Origin of the sequence: Kitasatospora sp. LaBMicrA B282, from assembly GCF_050325825.1 — a bacterium.
Taxonomy (GTDB): Bacteria; Actinomycetota; Actinomycetes; order Streptomycetales; family Streptomycetaceae; genus Kitasatospora.
In genome coordinates, this window is the sequence record NZ_JBNQTI010000174.1 from 1 (window position 1) to 17,238 (window position 17,238).

Annotated in this window: 18 protein-coding genes; 2 read left to right on the forward strand and 16 right to left on the reverse strand. The window is 75.7% G+C overall.

Translation table 11 applies throughout. The features are described 5' to 3' along the window. Positions 1 to 131 precede the first annotated feature (131 nt). Both ACQRUO_RS32605 and ACQRUO_RS32610 read right to left on the reverse strand, forming a co-directional pair. On the reverse strand, positions 132 to 770 hold the full coding sequence (locus ACQRUO_RS32605) for a response regulator (protein WP_428319737.1): 639 nt from the start codon (positions 768 to 770) through the stop codon (positions 132 to 134). Further along, on the reverse strand, positions 767 to 2,599 hold the full coding sequence (locus ACQRUO_RS32610) for a sensor histidine kinase (RefSeq protein WP_428319738.1): 1,833 nt from the start codon (positions 2,597 to 2,599) through the stop codon (positions 767 to 769). The genes ACQRUO_RS32605 and ACQRUO_RS32610 overlap by 4 nt, the downstream gene beginning before the upstream one ends. Positions 2,600 to 2,845: 246 nt before the next feature. Between ACQRUO_RS32610 and ACQRUO_RS32615 the strand changes: the two genes are divergently transcribed. Together ACQRUO_RS32615 and ACQRUO_RS32620 are read left to right on the forward strand one after the other, a co-directional pair. Continuing rightward, positions 2,846 to 3,925 carry an FtsX-like permease family protein gene (locus ACQRUO_RS32615; RefSeq protein ID WP_428319739.1) on the forward strand — a complete coding sequence of 360 codons (1,080 nt, stop codon included), beginning with the start codon at positions 2,846 to 2,848 and terminating at the stop codon, positions 3,923 to 3,925. A 71-nt stretch (positions 3,926 to 3,996) separates the two neighbouring features. Continuing rightward, the gene (locus ACQRUO_RS32620) at positions 3,997 to 4,716 is read left to right on the forward strand and encodes an ABC transporter ATP-binding protein (RefSeq protein WP_428319740.1); all 720 of its coding nucleotides are present in this window, start codon (positions 3,997 to 3,999) and stop codon (positions 4,714 to 4,716) included. A 9-nt stretch (positions 4,717 to 4,725) separates the two neighbouring features. Here ACQRUO_RS32620 and ACQRUO_RS32625 read toward each other — a convergent pair whose 3' ends face one another. The 14 genes from ACQRUO_RS32625 to ACQRUO_RS32690 all read right to left on the reverse strand — a co-directional run. Continuing rightward, a complete protein-coding gene (locus ACQRUO_RS32625) occupies positions 4,726 to 5,340 on the reverse strand; it encodes a Uma2 family endonuclease (protein WP_428319741.1) in 615 nt (204 codons plus the stop codon). A 99-nt stretch (positions 5,341 to 5,439) separates the two neighbouring features. Next, on the reverse strand, positions 5,440 to 6,156 hold the full coding sequence (locus tag ACQRUO_RS32630) for a GntR family transcriptional regulator (RefSeq protein ID WP_428319742.1): 717 nt from the start codon (positions 6,154 to 6,156) through the stop codon (positions 5,440 to 5,442). 120 nt (positions 6,157 to 6,276) lie between these two features. Then, positions 6,277 to 7,305, reverse strand: a complete 1,029-nt coding sequence (locus tag ACQRUO_RS32635) for an ornithine cyclodeaminase family protein (protein WP_428319743.1) — start codon at positions 7,303 to 7,305, stop codon at positions 6,277 to 6,279. Beyond that, positions 7,302 to 8,306, reverse strand: coding sequence for a proline racemase family protein (locus tag ACQRUO_RS32640; protein ID WP_428319744.1), 1,005 nt, complete (start codon positions 8,304 to 8,306; stop codon positions 7,302 to 7,304). The genes ACQRUO_RS32635 and ACQRUO_RS32640 overlap by 4 nt, the downstream gene beginning before the upstream one ends. Continuing rightward, positions 8,306 to 9,673, reverse strand: a complete 1,368-nt coding sequence (locus ACQRUO_RS32645; RefSeq protein WP_428319745.1) for an aldehyde dehydrogenase family protein — start codon at positions 9,671 to 9,673, stop codon at positions 8,306 to 8,308. Before ACQRUO_RS32645 ends, ACQRUO_RS32640 begins: the two co-directional genes overlap by 1 nt. Beyond that, a complete protein-coding gene (locus tag ACQRUO_RS32650; RefSeq protein ID WP_428319746.1) occupies positions 9,670 to 10,674 on the reverse strand; it encodes a proline racemase family protein in 1,005 nt (334 codons plus the stop codon). Before ACQRUO_RS32650 ends, ACQRUO_RS32645 begins: the two co-directional genes overlap by 4 nt. Positions 10,675 to 10,765: 91 nt before the next feature. Continuing rightward, positions 10,766 to 11,629, reverse strand: coding sequence for a dihydrodipicolinate synthase family protein (locus tag ACQRUO_RS32655; protein WP_428319753.1), 864 nt, complete (start codon positions 11,627 to 11,629; stop codon positions 10,766 to 10,768). A 180-nt stretch (positions 11,630 to 11,809) separates the two neighbouring features. Then, entirely contained in the window at positions 11,810 to 13,453 is a 1,644-nt protein-coding gene (locus tag ACQRUO_RS32660) for an FAD-dependent oxidoreductase (RefSeq protein WP_428319747.1), read from the reverse strand. Next, positions 13,434 to 13,748, reverse strand: a complete 315-nt coding sequence (locus ACQRUO_RS32665) for a (2Fe-2S)-binding protein (protein WP_428319748.1) — start codon at positions 13,746 to 13,748, stop codon at positions 13,434 to 13,436. Before ACQRUO_RS32665 ends, ACQRUO_RS32660 begins: the two co-directional genes overlap by 20 nt. Positions 13,749 to 13,908: 160 nt before the next feature. Further along, the gene (locus tag ACQRUO_RS32670) at positions 13,909 to 15,060 is read right to left on the reverse strand and encodes an NAD(P)/FAD-dependent oxidoreductase (protein WP_428319749.1); all 1,152 of its coding nucleotides are present in this window, start codon (positions 15,058 to 15,060) and stop codon (positions 13,909 to 13,911) included. Positions 15,061 to 15,191: 131 nt separating this feature from the next. Then, the gene (tatC, locus tag ACQRUO_RS32675; protein WP_428319754.1) at positions 15,192 to 16,100 is read right to left on the reverse strand and encodes a twin-arginine translocase subunit TatC; all 909 of its coding nucleotides are present in this window, start codon (positions 16,098 to 16,100) and stop codon (positions 15,192 to 15,194) included. A gap of 109 nt (positions 16,101 to 16,209) precedes the next feature. Next, on the reverse strand, positions 16,210 to 16,479 hold the full coding sequence (locus ACQRUO_RS32680) for a twin-arginine translocase TatA/TatE family subunit (RefSeq protein ID WP_428319750.1): 270 nt from the start codon (positions 16,477 to 16,479) through the stop codon (positions 16,210 to 16,212). 262 nt (positions 16,480 to 16,741) lie between these two features. Then, the gene (locus ACQRUO_RS32685; RefSeq protein WP_428319751.1) at positions 16,742 to 16,921 is read right to left on the reverse strand and encodes a hypothetical protein; all 180 of its coding nucleotides are present in this window, start codon (positions 16,919 to 16,921) and stop codon (positions 16,742 to 16,744) included. Beyond that, a partial coding sequence (locus ACQRUO_RS32690; protein WP_428319752.1) for a hypothetical protein occupies positions 16,918 to 17,238 on the reverse strand: 321 nt, incomplete at its 5' end. The genes ACQRUO_RS32685 and ACQRUO_RS32690, both read right to left, overlap by 4 nt.

A 17,238-nucleotide genomic window follows, 5' to 3' on the forward strand; every position in this document is an offset into this window, starting at 1 on the left:
CCCCCCCCCCCCCCCCCCCCCCCCCCCCCCCCCCCCCCCCCCCCCCTCCCCCCCCCCCCCCCCCCCCCCCTCCCCCCCCCCCCCCCCCCCCCCCCCCCCCGGCCCATGCGCAGCACGGCGTCCGTGTCGGGTCACCCCGCGCGGATCAGCCCGCTGCTCAGGCCGGCGGCGATCGCGGCGGTGCGGCTGTCCACGCCGAGCTTCTCGTAGATGTGCACCAGGTGGGTCTTGACCGTGGCCTCGCTGATGAACAGCCGCTTGGAGATCTGCCGGTTCGCCAGCCCCTCGGCGAGCAGTTGCAGGATCTCCGCCTCGCGTGGCGACAGGGTCGGCCGGCCGGCCCGGACCCGCCCGAGCAGCCGGGCCGCCACCGGCGGGGCGAGCACCGTCTCGCCGCGGGAGGCGGCCTGGACCGCGGCGACCAGCTCCTGCGGCGGCGCGTCCTTGAGCAGGTAGCCGGTGGCTCCGGCCTCGACGGCGGCCAGGATGTCGGCATCGGTGCTGTAGGTGGTGAGGATCAGCACGGCCGGCGGGGCGGGCAGCTCGTTGATCCGCCGGGTCGCCTCGACGCCGTGCATGCCGGCGCCCATCTGCAGGTCCATCAGCACCACGTGCGGCCGCTCGGCTGCGGGCAGCGCCGCCAGCAGGCGCAGCGCCTCGGCACCGTCGGCGGCCTCCCCGACGGCGACCAGCTCGGGCAGCTCGTCCACCATGGCGCGCAGCCCGCGGCGGACCACCGGGTGGTCGTCGACCAGCAGCACCCGGATCACCGCGGGACCTCCGTGTCCTGACCGGCGGCCGGCGGCTTGCCCGGCGCCCGGCGGCGGGTCGATTTCCGGGCCTCCCGGGACTCCTGGGATTTTCCGGCCTCCCTGGACTTTCTGGCCTCCCTGGACTTTCTGGACGCCCGGGATTCGCGAGGCTCCCCGGGCTCCCGTGAATCCCGCTGGTGGCCCGCGAAGTTCGGCGAGAGGTGGAACTCCATTGAACGACCGGCTGCGGCGGGCGGCTCGGCGACGGGCAGGCTGGTCAGCGGCAGCGAGACCGCCACCGCGGTGCCCTCGCCGGGCGCCGACTCCACGGTGAGGCTGCCGCCGAGGGCGGCGATCCGCTCGCGCATCCCGTGCAGGCCGAAGCCGCCGGCGCCGGTCGGGCCGGCGGCCGCCCCGGGGTCGAAGCCGATGCCGTCGTCGAAGACGTCGAGCGTGACCGCGTCGTCCAGGTAGCTCAGGGTGACCGCGATCTGACCTGCGGCAGCGTGCCGCACCGCGTTGGCCAGCGCCTCCTGGGTCAGCCGGAGCAACGCCACCTCCGCCTCGACCGGCAGCGGATAGGGCTCGCCGTCCAGGTGGAAGACCGCGCCGCGCCCGGTCGCCAGCCGGCGCAGCGCCTCGGCCAGGCTGGTGCCGTCCAGCGCGGGCGGGGTGAGCGCCTGGACGAAGCGGCGGGCCTCGGCCAGGTTCTCGGCGGCGGTGCGGCCCACCTCGGCGATCCGTTCGGCGGCAGCCTGCGGATCGGCGGGCAGCGCCGCCTCGGCCGACCGGGCCTGCAGCACGATGCTGGACAGGCCCTGGGCCAGGGTGTCGTGGATCTCGCGGGCCAGCCGCTGCCGCTCGGCCAGCCGGCCGGCCTCGCGCTGGCTGGCCAGCAGCTTGTCCTCGGTGGCCACCAGCTCGTCGATCAGCTGCTGGCGGGTGCGGCTCTCCCGGTAGAGCGCGGCGTAGCCGTAGGCGGTCAGCAGCGCCACCATCACACCGGCCAGCGGGCCGAGCACCTTGGCCGTGCTGAGCCCACCCTCGGTGCCGGCCTGGCCGGCCACCACTATCCCGGTCAGACCGAGCACGGCGGGCACCGCCCAGCGGGCCGGGAGCAGGTGGAGGCAGATGAAGTAGAGCGGGAAGGCGAGGTAGCAGAACTCGGGGTGGAGCAGGGTGAGCGCGGTCCAGAGCACGATCACCGCGGCCAGCCAGGCGCCGGCCCAACGCCGGTCGGTGCGGATCGGCTCGACCACGCCACCGAGCGCGTACCCGGCGCCCAGCGCGAGCGCCAGGGCCAGCCCGGCCGCTCCGCTGCCGCCGCGGCCCAGCTCCCCGTCGAACAGGCCGCGCAGCAGCAGCACTGCCAGCAGGGCGAAGAAGAGGCCGTGCAGGGCGGAGTTCATGATCCGCAGGGCGGGGGTGCTGGCTGCACTGCCGCCGGTGTGACCGGTGAGCCAGCCGGCCCGCCGCCGGGCGGCGCGGGCGGCCGCGTGGACGGCGGCCCGCTCGGCGGCCCAGGCGGCCTCCTGCTCGGCGATGTGCTCGGCGAAGCGGTCGGTGAGGGTGCCGGTGGGGTGGTCGGCCACGGCGTCGACTGCCGCAGCCGCGGGGCCGGTGTCACGGCGGGTGCCGGCGTCCGCGCCGTCCGCCGAGCGGGGCGCGGTGCCGACCGTCGACCTGGGGGCCGAGCCGCCCGGTGCGCCGGCGATCGACTTGGGGACCACGACGTCGACCGGGCCGGCGGCCCCGGCGCGCCCGCGGACGTGGGCGAGGGCGCGGCTGATCGGGCGCCCGGCCGGATCTCCGGCGGGTGCGGGTGCGGGGCGGTGCAGGCGGCTCACGCCAATCGAGGGTACGGGCAGCCGGCGGCCTCGTGGCGGGCTCCGGCATCAACCGTTCGATGGATTCCTGCCTCCACCGAGGGAACGGTCCGCGAGCCGCTCCTCTCGGCGATGGCAGCGCCGGCCGCAGACGACAGAGTGGAGGACGTCGACGGCCGGCCCGCCACGGGCCGGCTGCGGTGTCGACTGCAAGGTCGACTGCAAGGTCGACAGTCCTCCGTCCGAACCCCTCCGAAGAAGGTTGCCGTGTTCGTCGCCCTGCGGGACATCCGCTTCGCCCGGGGCCGCTTCGCCCTGATGGGCGCGGTGGTCACCCTGATCACCACGCTCGTGGTCTTCCTCTACGGACTGACCGGCGGGCTGGCCTCGGCAGCCTCCTCCACCATCGCCGGGCTGCCCGCCGACCGGATCGTCTTCGGCGCGCCGGCCGGTGCCGCGCCCGCCGTCTCGTTCAGCTCCAGTTCCGTCTCGGCCGAGCAGCAGGCCGGCTGGGCGGCCGCGCCCGGCCTGGCCGCGGTGCAGCCGCTCGGCCTGTCCATGACCAGGCTCACCGCCACCGGCACGGCCACCTCGGTCAGCGTGCTGGGCGCGGGCACGCAGCTGCTGCCCCCGCTCCGCTCGGGCAGCGCCCCGGCGGAGGGCCAGGTCGCCATCGGCGCCGACACCGCCGCGGCGAACCACCTGGTGGTGGGCCAGCAGGTCCGGATAGGGCCGCGCACGCTGACCGTCAGCGCCATCACCGAGCAGCGCTCCTACGCCCACGCGCCCACCGTCTGGACCACCGTGGCCACCTGGGAGTCGCTCAGCGGGCAGAGCCGGCCCACCGCTCTGGCCGTCACCGCGCGGTCCGGCACCGGCCCCGACTTCGGGGCCCTGGACCGGGCGCAGAACACCAAGGCCGTCCCGGTCGACGCCGCCCTGTCCGGCATCGACGGTTACGCCGCCGAGCAGGGCAGCCTGCAGCTGATCCAGGGCTTCCTGTTCGCGGTCAGCGCCCTGGTGGTCGGCGCCTTCTTCACCGTCTGGACGGTGCAGCGCAAGCCCGACATCGCGGTGCTCAAGGCCGTCGGCGCCAGCAGCGGCTACCTGGTGCGGGACGCGCTCGCCCAGGCCGCCGTGGTGCTGCTGGCGGGTGCGCTGCTCGGCGGGGCGGCGGGCGCGGTCGGCGGCGCGATCGCCTCCGCCGGGGTGCCGTTCGACCTGAGCCCGGCCAGCGTGGCCGTCCCGGTGATCGCGATGGTGCTGCTCGGGCTGCTCGGCGCGGTGCTCGCGGTCCGCCGGATCACCTCGGTCGACCCACTCGCCGCCCTCGGAGCCAACCGCTGACCCGCCGCCCCGCCGACCACGGCCGACACCCCACAGCCGACGTCCCCAGCCGACATCCCGCGGAGCCCCCGATGACCAGCCCACTCAGAACCGCCACCCCACCACCCCCGACCACCCGCACCGGCCTGGAGCTGCGCGAGGTCACCCTCACCTACCCCGACGGCGAGCAGCGGCTGACCGCCCTCGACCGGGTCTCGCTCACCGTCGCCCCCGGCGAGTTCACCGCCGTGGTCGGCCCCTCCGGCTCCGGCAAGTCCAGCCTGCTCGCGGTCGCCGCCACCCTGCTGCGCCCGGACCACGGCCAGGTGCTGATAGACGGTCAAGACGCCGGCCCGCTCTCCGACCGGGCCCGCACCACGCTGCGCCGGGAGCGGCTGGGTATCGTCTTCCAGCAGTCCAACCTGCTGGCCTCGCTGACCGCGGTCGAACAGCTGCTGGTCCTCGCCGACCTGCGCGGCGAGCGCCCCGCCCGGGCCCGCTCCCGCGCCACCGAGCTGCTCGCCTCCGTCGGCCTGGACGCGGCCAAGCAGCGCCGCCGCCCGCACCAGCTCTCCGGCGGCGAGCGCCAGCGGGTCAACATCGCCCGGGCCCTGTTCACCGACCCCTCGGTGCTGCTGGTGGACGAGCCCACCTCCGCCCTCGACCACGACCGCGGCGCCCAGATCATCGCCCTGCTGGCCGAGGTCACCCGCACCCACCGCACCGCGACCGTGATGGTGACGCACGACCGAGCAGTGCTGGGCCAGGTGGACCGGGTCCTGGAGATGGCGGACGGGAGGCTGCGCGGGTGAGCGGCGGGGTCAGCCCTTCACGGGGCCGAGCACGGAGTCGACGTCGAAGGTGACGGTGGCACCGATCGAGGCGGGGAGGGTGACGGTCGCGCCGGGCAGGTAGGAGGTCTGGACGAGGTACTCGCCGTCCTGGGGCTCGGTGAGCACGAGGATCTGCCGCCTGCCCCGGTCCACGATCACATAGACCGGGATCCCCACGCTCGCGTAGAGCCCGGGCTTCACCCTGAGGTCGGTCAGCTGGTTGGACGAGGTGACCTCGACGACCAGGTGGAAGACGGCAGGGTCGTAACAACCCGACCCCGCCCTGTGGTTCTCGAAGTCCGCGTCGACCACGGCCAGGTCGGGCACGGCGAAATCCGACGGCCCCTCAGGAAGTGAGAGCCCGATGGCCTGGATGACCTCCGTCTCGCCTCCGTCGAGCCCGGCCGCCATCAGCGACTTCATCAGACGGGTGAGTGAGCGGCCGTGCCGGCCGTCGGCGGGGGGCGTCACAACGATCTGGCTCCCGAGAATTTCGACCCGAAACCCCGGCAGCTTCGCGGAGATCAGGTCGGCAGCGTCCGGGAGAGACAGCTCTTCGCTCAGCTGGTCCTCCATCGGCTGTTCAATTGCTGCGGCGGACATGGAGTTCCTCCTGGCTGCCGATGTCGGGACCATCATCGTAGGCACCGAACCCACCCCGGGGCCGAATACCGCACCCTTACCCGAACGGATGAAACACCCTTACCGCGACCCCAACCGCAGCGACGGGCTCGGCTTCTCCTCCTCGCTCTCCTCCTGGCCCTTGGCCCAGAGGGAGCGGATGTGCCCGAGGTGGCGGGCCATACAGGCCTCGGCCGCGTCGGCGTCGCCGGTGAGCATCAGGTCCAGCAGCTCCAGGTGCTCCTCGGCGGAGGAGACCAACTGGCCGCGCTCGTCGAGCCGGGTCAGGCCGTAGAGGCGGGAGCGCTTGCGCAGGTCGCCCACCACCTGCACCAGGTGGCCGTTGCCGGCCAGCCCGAGCAGCGTGAGGTGGAACTGGCGGTCGGCCTCCAGGTAGCCGATCAGGTCGTGCTTTCTCGCGGCGGCGACGATCTCCTCGGCGACCGGGCGCAGCGCCTCGAGCTGCTCGCTGGTGGCGGTGCGGGTGACCCGCCCCACCGTGGGCACCTCGATCAGCGCGCGGATCTCGGTGAACTCGTCCAGGTCGCGCTCGGTCATCTCGGTGACCCGGAAGCCCTTGTTGCGCACTGCCTCGACCAGCCCCTCCCGGGCCAGGTCGAGCATCGCCTCGCGGACCGGGGTGGCCGAGACGCCGAAGTCGGCGGCCAGCGCGGGGGCGGAGTACACCACGCCGGGGCGCAGCTCACCGGAGATCAGGGCGGCCCGGAGCGCGTGCGCGACCTGGTCGCGCAGGCGCTCCTGGACGGAGATGAGGGGGCGGGGCTTCGACTCGGTCACTGCGGTCCTCCGGAAGGTGCGGAGCACCAGCGTACAATGTCACGTTTTGGTCGGCTGGCAGAAGATCCCCGGACCGCGCCGGTCACCGGGCCGAACGCCATCATGCCCGCTGACCCCCGGTCAGGGGAATGCCCGGTACCGCCGGTAGACCTCGGCGGCGACCGCGAGGTCCTCCCAGGCCATCCCGACGCTCTTGAAGAACCGCGGCCGGTCCACGGCAACCGGCGCCCCCATCCCGTTCCCGGCCCCGACGCCCGACCCGGCGGCCTCCCCCGCCACCAGCTCCTCCAGGTTCGTCCACCGCTCCACCGCGGTCACCCCGTCGGCCGCCGCCAGCAGCAGGTCGCCCGCCTCCCGGGCGGCCACCGAACGCGCCTCCACGTAGCAGGCGGCGCGCGCCACCAGCGCGCTGTCCACCTCGCGCACGGTCGGCGAGTGCGAGCCGACCGCGGCCACCGCTGCGTGGTCGGGCACCAGGGTGCCGTCGAAGAGCGGTTCGTTCGCGGTGGTGCAGCAGATGACCAGGTCGGCCTCGGCCACCGCCGTCGGCTCCCCGACCTGCGCCGCGAGCCCGAGCTCCCGGGCGTGCCCGACCAGTGCCTCGGCGGCCGCCGCCCGCCGCGCCACCACCGTGACCCGGCGCAGCGGCCGCACCTCCCGCACCGCCTCCAGGTGCCCGAAGGCCTGCGGCCCGGCGCCGAAGAGCACCAGGTGCGAGGCGTCCGGCACGGCCAGCCGGTGCAGCGCGACGGCGGTCACGGCCGGGGTGCGAAGCGTGGTGAGCGCCGGTCCGTCCAGCAGCGCGAGCGGGACCAGCGTGGTGCCGTCCAGCAGGAGGTAGCTGCCGGTGATCCGGGGCAGCCCGACCGCGGGGTTGGCCGGCGCCACCCCCGCGATCTTCACGCCGGCGTACGCGACCGGACCCGCCGCAGCCGCCCCTCCCGGCGCGTCGCCACCCGTCGCGCTCCCGCTGCGCACGCCGCCCCGCACGCCGTCCAGCACCGCCGGCATCAGCAGCAGCTCCCCGCCGGGCGCCGCGATGTTGCTGCGGGCCGGGCAGCCCTCCACCGCCGGCCCGGCCCGCAGCGCTTCGGTGATCGCCTCGATGGCCTGACCGTACGTCAGGTCGACGGCCGGCTCGGGGATCACAGCAGGAACCCCGTCCCCAGCCCATCGGCCGGGTCGAGGAGGAAACGGTGCTCACCGGTGCGGTGGGCCTGCCCGGTGACCTCGGTCAGCACCCCGCCGGCGCGCTCGCCGAGCACCCGCCCGGTGAAGACGGTGCCGACCACCGACTCGTGGCGCAGCTCCCGCCCCGGGCCGAGCCGGCCGTCCTCGGCCAGCAGGGCGAGCCGGGCCGAGGTGCCGGAGCCGCAGGGCGAGCGGTCGAGCTGCCCGTCGGCGAAGACGGTGACGTTGCGCTGGTTGGGCCCGGCCGGGGTGTCGGGCAGGTCCTGGTGGAAGATCACCCCGTACAGGTCGACCTCTCCGCGCAGGGCCGCCCGCACCTCGCGCCCGAGCGCGGTGAGCCGGGGCAGTTCCGCGGCGGTCACCGCGTCGACGGCCACCGAGGCGTAGACGGCGCCCGAGTCGGCCAGGTCCACCGTCAACGTCCCGGCCGAGGTGGCCACCGGCCGCTTGCGGGCCAGGATCCGGGTGGGCACGTTGCGGAAGGCGACCGCGGTGGTCCGCCCGCCCGCCCGGTGCACCAGGGCGGTCACCCGCCCGGAGGGGACGTCGATCCGCACCTGCGCGGTCCCGTCCGCCGGTGCCGCCACCAGGCCGCTGTCCACCGCCCAGGCGCCGAGCGCGATGGTGCCGTGACCGCAGGCGGTGGAGTAGCCGTCCTTGTGGAAGAAGAGCACGCCCAGGTGCGCCTCGCTGTCGTCCGGCGGCACCAGGAACCCGCCGTACATGCCGGCGTGGCCGCGCGGCTCGCGGGTGAGCAGCTGCCGCACGGTGTCCAGTCGGCCGGGCCGCGGGTTGGTCGCGGTGCCGCCGGCGCCGAGCGCGATGGCCCGGCGCTCGGCGACCGTGTCCCCGGGGACCGGCGGCAGGCCGTCGACCACGATCCGGAACGGCTCCCCGGCGGTGTGGTAGTCGACCGTGGTGACGGCGAGCGCCTCCACCTGCGCGGGAGCGCCGTTCATCAGGCGCTCCCGGCCGGCAGCAGCGAGACGGTGCGGCTGGCGGTGTAGAAGTCGAGCGCCGCCTGGCCCTGCTCACGGTCCCCGTAGGACGCGGCCTTGGCGCCGCCGAACGGCAGGTGGAAGTCGACGCCGCTGGAGGGGGCGTTGATCCGGATCATCCCGGCGTCCAGCCGGTCGGCGGCGGCCAGCGCGGTGTCCAGGTCCCGGGTGTGCACCGAGGCGGCCAGGTTGTGCCGGGTGGCGTTGGCCAGCTCGATCGCCTCGTCCAGGTCGGCGGCGCCGAGCAGCACCGCGACCGGCCCGAAGAACTCCTCGGTGAGCAGCGGGTGCCCGGCCGGCACCCCGGCGAGCAGCGTCGGCTCGACGAACCAGCCCGCCCCCTGCGGCAGCCCACCGCCGGTCAGCAGTTCGGCCCCGCCGTCGACCGCCGAGGCGACCGCCCCGGCCACCCGGTCCCGGGCCGCCCGGGAGATCACCGGTCCGCGCTCCACCGCCGCCAGCGCCTTGACCAGCGCCGCCCGCAGCGGCTCCAGGGCCGCCCCGACCGCGATCACCCGGCTGGTGGCGGTGCACTTCTGCCCCGCGTAGCCGGCGATGGCGAAGGCCAGGTGGGCGGCGGCCTGCTCCGGATCGGCGTCCGGCAGCACGATGGCCGCGTTCAGCCCGCCCAGCTCGGCCTGCACCGGCACCGAGCGTTCGGTGGCGGTGCGGATGACGGCCTGCCCGGTCGCGGTGGACCCGGTGAAGGAGACCACGTCGGCCGCCGAGACCAGGGCCGCGCCCTCCTCGGCGCCGCCGGGCACCACGGTCAGCACCTCCGCCGGCAGCGCGAGCAGCTCGGCCAGCCGCAGCGCGCAGCCGGTGGCCTCGGGCGCGGGCTTGAGCACCACGGTGTTGCCGACCGCGAGGGCGGGCGCGGCCTTCCAGACCGGGATGGCGAACGGGAAGTTCCACGGGGTGATCAGCCCGGCCACCCCGTAGGGGCGGCGGCGGGTGAGCAGCAGGCCGGGGCCGGTGGCGGTCTCGTGCACGGCGCCGGAGGGCGCGTAGGGCGCCTGCGCGTAGTAGCGCAGGATCGCCACCGTGCGGGCCACCTCGCCGCGGGCCTCGACCAGCGGCTTGCCGACCTCGCGGACGGCGAGCGCCGCCAGCTCCTCGGCGTGGGCCTCGACCGCGTCGGCGGCCCGGCCGAGCGCGGCGGCCCGGCCCGCGGCACCGGCCGCGAACCAGCCGGGCTGCGCGGCCCGGGCCCGCTCGATGGCCGCGGCCGTCCCGAAGGCGCCCGGCACCGGAGCCTCGATCACCAGGTCGGCGGGGTCGGCGGGGTTGTGGGACAGGACGGCATCGGCAGTGACGGTAGCGCTCACAGGAGGAAACCTCCGGGGAAGGGGTCGGTGGGGTCGAGGAAGTACTGCGCGGTGCCGGTCACCCAGGCGCGCCCGGTGACGGTCGGCACCACGGCGGGGTGGCCGGCCACCTCGGTCTCCTCGACCAGCCGGCCGATGAAGCGGGTGCCGATGAAGGACTCGTTGACGAAGTCCCGGTCGAGCGGCAGTTCGCCGCGCGCGTGCAGCTGGGCCATCCGGGCCGAGGTGCCGGTGCCGCAGGGCGAGCGGTCGAACCAGCCGGGGTGGATGGCCATCGCGTGCCGGGAGTGCTCGGCGTTCGACCCGGGGGCGGCCAGGTAGACGTGGTGGACGCTGTGGAAGGACGGGTCCTCGGGGTGCACCGGGCGCGCCGGGGAGGAGTTGATCGCGTCCATCAGGGCCAGGCCGGCGGTGAGCAGGTCCTGCTTGCGATCGCGCTCGAAGGGCAGTCCGAACTCGGCCAGCGGCAGGATCGCGTAGAAGTTGCCGCCGTAGGCCAGGTCGTAGCTGACGGTGCCCCAGCCGGGGACCTCGATCTTCTGGTCCAGCGCGACCGCGTAGGAGGCCACGTTGCGGATGGTGACCGCGGTGGCCGCCCCGTCCTCCACCCGCACCTCGGCGGTGACCAGCCCCGCCGGGGTGTCCAGGCGGACCGTGGTCACCGGCTCGACCACCGGCACCATGCCGGTCTCCACCAGTACGGTGGCCACCCCGATGGTGCCGTGCCCGCACATCGGCAGCAGCCCGGAGACCTCGATGAAGAGCACGCCGAAGTCGGCGTCCGGCCGGGTGGGCGGCTGCAGGATCGCGCCGCTCATCGAGGCGTGGCCGCGCGGCTCGTACATCAGCAGGGTGCGGAAGTGGTCCAGGTGCTGCTGGAAGTGCACCCGGCGCTCGGCCATGGTGGCGCCGGGCAGGACGCCGAAACCGCCGGTGATCACCCGGGTGGGCATCCCCTCGGTGTGCGAGTCGACGGCGTGGAAGACGTGCCGGGTGCGCATCGCTGACCCTTCGTCGGTGGGGTGTTCGACCGTGTCCGTGGGGACGCGGGGGAGGTGGCCGGCCGCCGGGGCCGGGGCGACCGGCGGCGACTCAGCGCAGGCCGTCGGCCAGTGCCTTCTCGGTGGCGGCCCGGACGGCGGCCTCCACCTGCGGGTCGAGCGGACCGCGCGGCGGGCGGACCGGGCCGCCGGGCAGGCCGGCGAGGTCCATCGAGAGCTTGATCGCCTGGACGAACTCGGTCTTGGAGTCCCAGCGCAGCAGCGGGTGCAGCGCCCGGTAGAGCGGTAGTGCGGTGGCCAGGTCCTGGGCGACGGCGGCCCGGTAGAGCGCCACGGTGGCCTCGGGCAGCGCGTTGGGGTAGCCGGCGATCCAGCCGACCGCGCCGGCCAGCGCGAGTTCGAGCAGCACGTCGTCGGCGCCGATCAGCAGGTCCAGGCCCGGGGCGAGCTCGGCGATCTCGTAGGCCCGCCGGACGTCACCGGAGAACTCCTTGACCGCCACGATGCTGCCCTCGCCGTGCAGGTCGGCGAGCAGTTCGGGGGTGAGGTCGACCTTGGTGTCGATCGGGTTGTTGTACGCGACCACCGGCAGGCCGGCCTTGGCCACCTCGGCGTAGTGGGCGCGCACCGCGGCGGCGTCCGCCCGGTAGGCGTTGGGCGGCAGCAGCAGCACCGAGCCGGCGCCGGCCTCGGCGGCCTGCTCGGCCCAGCGGCGGGACTCGGCGCTGCCGTAGGCGGCCACGCCCGGCATCACCCGGGCGCCGTCGCCGGCGGCCTCGACGGCGGTGCGGACCACCCGCGCGCGCTCCTCGGCGGTGAGGGTCTGGTACTCGCCGAGCGAGCCGTTGGGGACGACGCCGTCGCAGCCCGCGTCGATCAGGCGGCTGACGTGCTCCGCGTAGGCGTCGTAGTCGACGGAGAGGTCCGGGCGCAGCGGCAGTGCGGTGGCGACCATGATGCCGCGCCAGGGACGGGTGCGGTCGTGCTGGGGGTGGGTCACGAGCATATCTCCTTGGTGAGGTGTGACATTTTATAAATCCGCGACAGGTCGGCGCAAGGGGCGCGCCAGGGGACGATTCCCACCCGGCCGCCACCGGAACCGGGCCCAGGGCTCCGGCGGCGGCCCGACGGACCCTCAGTCGCCCGGCAGTCGGGCCGAACCGTCGCGGCCCGCGGGCCCCTCGGTTCCGGTGGGCTCACCAGAGGTTCCGGCGAGCTCATCGGAGCCGGTGGGCTCACCGGAGGTTCCGGCGAGCTCACCGGCTCCGGCCGGCCCGCCGGAGCCGGCCGGATCCCCGGAGCCCGCCGACCCGCCGGCGCAGCCCGCCGGTTCGCCGAGCTGCGCCAGTTCCCCCAGCCGGACGGGGCAGGAGAACGGACGCCGGTCGGGCGCGGGCTCGGCCATCCCGGCCAGCCGGGCCACCGCCGGGCCGCACATCCGGCCCTGGCACCAGCCCATCCCGGCCCGGGTGAGCAGCTTGACGGTGCGCGCGTCACCGGCCCCGAGCTCCGTCACCGCTTCGGTGATGCGCTCGGCCGGCACCTCCTCGCAGCGGCAGACCTCGGTGTCCGGGCGCAGCCAGCCGGGCCAGCCCTCGCCGGGCCGGTGGGCGGCGGCCATCAATTCGGCGAAGGCGCGCAGCCGGCGGCGCCGGGAGACCAGCGCGGCCGGCGGTGCGGCCTCGCCGGCGATCGACAGCGCCGCCAGCTCCCCCTCGGCCAGCGCCAGCTCGGCCCCGCCCACCCCGCAGGTCTCGCCCGCGGCCCACAGCCCGGGCACGGAGGTGCGCTGGTGGGCGTCGACCCGCAGGGCCAGGGTGCCGTCGGGGACGCTGCGGGTGGCGGCGCCCAGCTCGGTGGCCAGTTCCAGTTGCGGCACCAGCCCGTGCCCGACCGCCAGCGCGTCGCAGGCGATCCGCCGCTCGGTGCCCGGCAGCGGGCGCCAGTCGGCGTCCAGCCGGGCCACGGTCACCGCGGTCACGTTGTCGGCACCGTGCGCCTCGACCACCGCGCTCCGGCGGCGCAGCCGCACCGCCCGGCGGGCCAGCGTGGCGCCGTAGCCGGCGCCCTCGGCCAGCTTGCCGGGAACGCCGGCCAGCACCCCGGGCCGACGGGCGTAGCCGAGGTAGTCGCCGGCCTCGACCACGGCCGGCACCTCGGCGCCGGCCGCCACCAGGGAGGCGGCCGCGGCGAGCAGCAGCGGTCCGCTGCCGGCGACCACGATCCGCCGCCCGGGCAGCACCAGCGAGGACTTGAGCATCGCCTGCGCACCGCCGGCGGTGACCACCCCGGGCAGCGTCCAGCCCGGGAACGGCAGCTGCCGCTCGTGGGCGCCGGTGGCCAGCAGCACGGCCCCGGCGTGCAGCGCCGTCAGCCCGCCGTCCGCCGGGTGGGTCTCCGGGCGCCGGGCCTGCAGCCGCCAGTACGGGCGTCCGGCGGTCGGGGCCTCCAGCAGGGCGACGTGGTGGCCGGTCAGCAGCTCGATCCGGCCGGCCTGCCGGTGGGCGGCCAGCCGGTCGGCGAGCGCGGTGAAGGTGGACCAGTGGTGGTGCAGCCGGTCGGGGCGGGCGGCGCCCATCGCGGGGTCCGGGTGGCGGTAGAACTGGCCGCCGGGGCGGGCGCCGGCGTCCAGCAGGACGCAGCGCAGCCCGCGGTCGGCGGCGGTCACCGCCCCGGCCAGTCCGGCGGGGCCCGCCCCGATCACGGCCAGGTCGAAGGGGCCCGCCGCCGGTGGGTCGCCGGGCAGGGTGCGGGCGGCGTCAGCGGGCGAGGTCGGCACGGCCGTGACCCTCCTGGGTGGTGACGCTGGTCCCGGGGGCGGCGGGCAGCAGGCAGGTGCGCTGGTTGGGCCGGCCGTCCACGGTGGCCAGGCAGTCGTAGCAGGCCCCGATCCCGCAGAAGGCCCCGCGCGGGCGGCCGGTCACCCGGGTGGTGCGCCAGGCGAGGATGCCCTGGGCCCAGAGCGCGGCGGCGATGCTCTGCCCGGGCAGCGCGGGGATCGGCCGGCCGTCGAACTCGATGGTGTGGGCCGGTCCGGGATCGGCCGCGGCCAGCTGGGCCGGGGTACGGCGCATGGGTGGGGTCCGTTCTGCGCGGGCGGGTGGGGGGTCTCGGGGGTCGACCGGTGCGTCGGACGCGGTAGCCGTCGGGCAGTCGTCGGACCAGGCGGTCGTCGGACTGGGCGGTCGTCAGACCAGGAAGCCGTCGAACAAGGCAGCCGGCACGCTGCGGCCGTCAGGTGGCGAAGCGCTCGGGCCGGAACGGCGCCAGCTCGAAGTCGACCGGCTCGCCCGCCAGCTGCCGGGCCAGCAGCAGTCCGGTGGCGGGGGCCAACCCGATGCCGGCGCCCTCGTGCCCGCACGCCTGGTACAGCCCGGGCGCCCGCGGATCGGCGCCGATCGCCGGCAGGTGGTCCGGCAGGTAGGGCCGGAAGCCCCGGTAGGTGCGCAGCACCTGCACGTCGGCCAGCACCGGGAAGAGCGCGGCCGCCTGGGCGGCCAGCCGGCGCACCGCCTCGGTGGAGAGCGTGCGGTCGAAGCCGACCCGCTCCCGGGTGGCGCCGATCAGCACCGGGCCGGCCGGGGTGCCCTCGACCACGCCCGAGCTCTGCAACGCCGCGGAGCCGCTGGCCACGTCGGCCACGTAGTCGGCGGCGTAGACCTTGTGCCGGACCAGGCGCGGCAGCGGTTCGGTGACCAGCACGAAGCCGCGCCGGGGCAGCACCGGCAGGTGGACGCCGGCCAGCGCGGCCAGCTCGCCGCCCCAGGTGCCGGCGGCGTTGACCACGGCACCGGCCGGCAGCGAGCGCCGGGCGGTGCGCGCCCCGCGGACCGCGCCGTCGGGCCCGGTGAGCAGTGCCTCCACCGGCTCGCCGAGCAGCAGCTCGGCGCCGGCCCGGCGGGCGGCGCGCAGCAGGTGGGCGGCGGCCAGGGCGGGCTGCACCTGGGCGTCCTCGGGGTAGTGGAAGCCGCCGGCCAGGCCGGGGGCGAGGTGCGGCTCGTACTCGGCGAGCCGGTCGGCCGGCACCTCCAGGGCCTGCACGCCCGCGGCGCGCTGCTCGGCCGCGAAGGCCGCCAGCGCCGCCTGGCCGGCCGGGTCGGCGGCGACCACCAGCCCGCCCTTGGCCTCGTACTCGATCGCCTCGGGCAGCTCGGCGGCGAGCTCGCACCAGAGCCCGGCGGAGAGCCGGGCGAGGTCCAGTTCGGGTCCGGGCGCCTTGTCGGAGAGCAGCAGGTTGCCCTCCCCCGCGCCGGTGGTGCCGCCGGCCACCGGGCCGCGGTCCACCACGGCGACGGTCAGCCCGGCACGGGTCGCGTAGTAGGCGCAGGCGGCGCCGACCACGCCGGCGCCGACGACCACCACGTCATGGGAGGATCTCGTGAGCACGCCAGTAATATGTCACATTGCTGAGGCCCTGCCAAGCAGGCTGCACTCGGCCGCCGGTCGCCGCACGCAACGGTGCCCCCGACCGCTGTCGCGGACCGGGGGCACCGAGGAGCCGGGCAACTGACGCCCGATCAGGTGATGTCGTCGTCGACCTGCTCGGAGCGGGCCGGCGGGACCGAGGCGAGCGGGGTCGGCGAGGCCGACTCGGGCCCCGAGGCGGCCACCTCCTCGGCCGCCCCGACCTCCTGCACCGACAGGTCCAGGTGCGAGGCCTCCTCGTCCGAGAGGTCCGCGTCCGGGTTGCGGCGGCGCCGGCGGCGGTCGTTCAGCAGGGCGAAGCCGACCGCCATGAAGTAGAGGACCCAGATCGGCGCGGCCAGCGCCAGCATGCTGACCGGGTCCGCGCTCGGCGTGGCGACGGCCGCGAAGACGGTGATCGCCATCACCATGCCGCGCCACCAGCCGAGCATCCGCTTGCCGGTGAGCACCCCGCCCATGTTGAGCATCACCAGCAGCAGCGGGAACTCGAAGGCGAGCCCGAAGACCAGCAGCATCCGGGTGGCGATGTTGAGGTAGTCCTCGACCGGCAGGATCTGGTCCGCCCCGATCGGGGTGAACGAGCCGAGCACCTCGATGGTGGTCGGCATCAGCAGGTAGCCGCAGGTGACGCCGCCGAGGAAGAGCGGGGTGCCGAGGGCCAGGAAGGTCAGCGAGTAGCGCCGCTCGTGCCGGTGCAGGCCGGGCGAGATGAAGGACCACAGCTGGTAGAGCCAGATCGGCACGGAGGCCACCAGAGCCGCCGTCAGGCAGACCTTCAGGGTGAGGTTGAACGGCTGGGTGACACCGATCACCGCGATCTTCGCGCAGTGCTTGTCCCCGGACTTGGGGTGGCCGGCCGCGTCACAGGCCGGCAGCGGGTGCATCAGGAAGTGCAGCAGCTTGTCCTTGAAGAAGAACGCCGCAATGGTGCACACCACCACCGCCAGCACCGACTTGACCAGCCGGTTCCGCAGTTCGCGCAAGTGATCCCCGAGGGACATCCGTCCGTCGGCGGTCTTCGGCGGCTTGGAAGACTTGCTCAACCCCGGTCCTTGAATCGTGTGTGGTGACGCGCCGGGCGGCGGGCCACAGGGTCGGTCGGCCGGGTGCTCAGCGCGCCCGGTCGGCCGGCGGCTCGCCGGCCGGCCGCGTCCCGGCGGTGTCCCCGGGTGCGGCCTTGATCGTCGGGCCCGGGTCGGCGACCGGTTGGTCGACCTCGCCCCGCGCCTCCTTGGCGTACTCCTCGCGCAGCGCCGCCGTCTCGCTCTTCAGGATGCGCATCGAACGCCCCACCGCCCGGGCCAGGTCGGGCAGCTTCTTGCCGCCGAAGAAGACCGCCGCCATCACGATGATGATCAGGAACGCCAGGATCCTGCCCATGAACGACCGCCTTCGGGACTCGGCGCGGTGCCCTCGGAGTCCGCGCGGGACCCCGGCCGCTGGGTGGACAGGAGGAGGTACGGCCCGCCGGGCGGGCGTGGGCCACGGTGAAGCCTAACCCGCGCACCCCAGCGGCAGGAGACCCCGGGGGATCCGGCGCGTGAAGCGTCAGGTCCGCGACGTGGCGCGGGCCGCGCGCCGGTCCCCGCGAGTCCCGCGACGGCCCCTCACGCACAGCGGCCCCAGGGGGCGTCGAGCACGCTCAGCCGCGCACGCTGTCGCCCAGTTCCCCGGCCGCCTCGGTCAGCGCCCGGGAGGCCGCGTCGACCTCCTTGGCCAGTCCGTGCACGTCCAGCCAGAGCCGCAGCCCCAGCACCCCGAGCACCAGCAGCCCCGCGGTGGCCAGGCCCACCGCGGCCATCAGCAGCCAGGTCCCGGTCACCCCTCCACCGCCTGGAGCAGGCGGATGGTGGAGACCCCGGCGCCGGTCAGCGCCGCCACGATCTTCTCCCCGGCGGGCTTGCGCACCGGCGCACCGCAGGCGGGACAGGTGAAGCTGTAGAAGGTGCGCTCCTTGGTCCGCCCGAGCGCCAGGCGGAACTCGTCGGCGCCCAGCTCGACCTTCTCCCGGCAGTGCGAGCAGTAGACCTTGAACCTGGTCTCGGTCGCCGCACCCACCGCCGCGCCCGAGCCGGGCAGCGCCGCCCCGCCGCCAGCAGCCCCGCCGCCGGCGGCCCCGGCGAGATCGGAAGAGCGTCG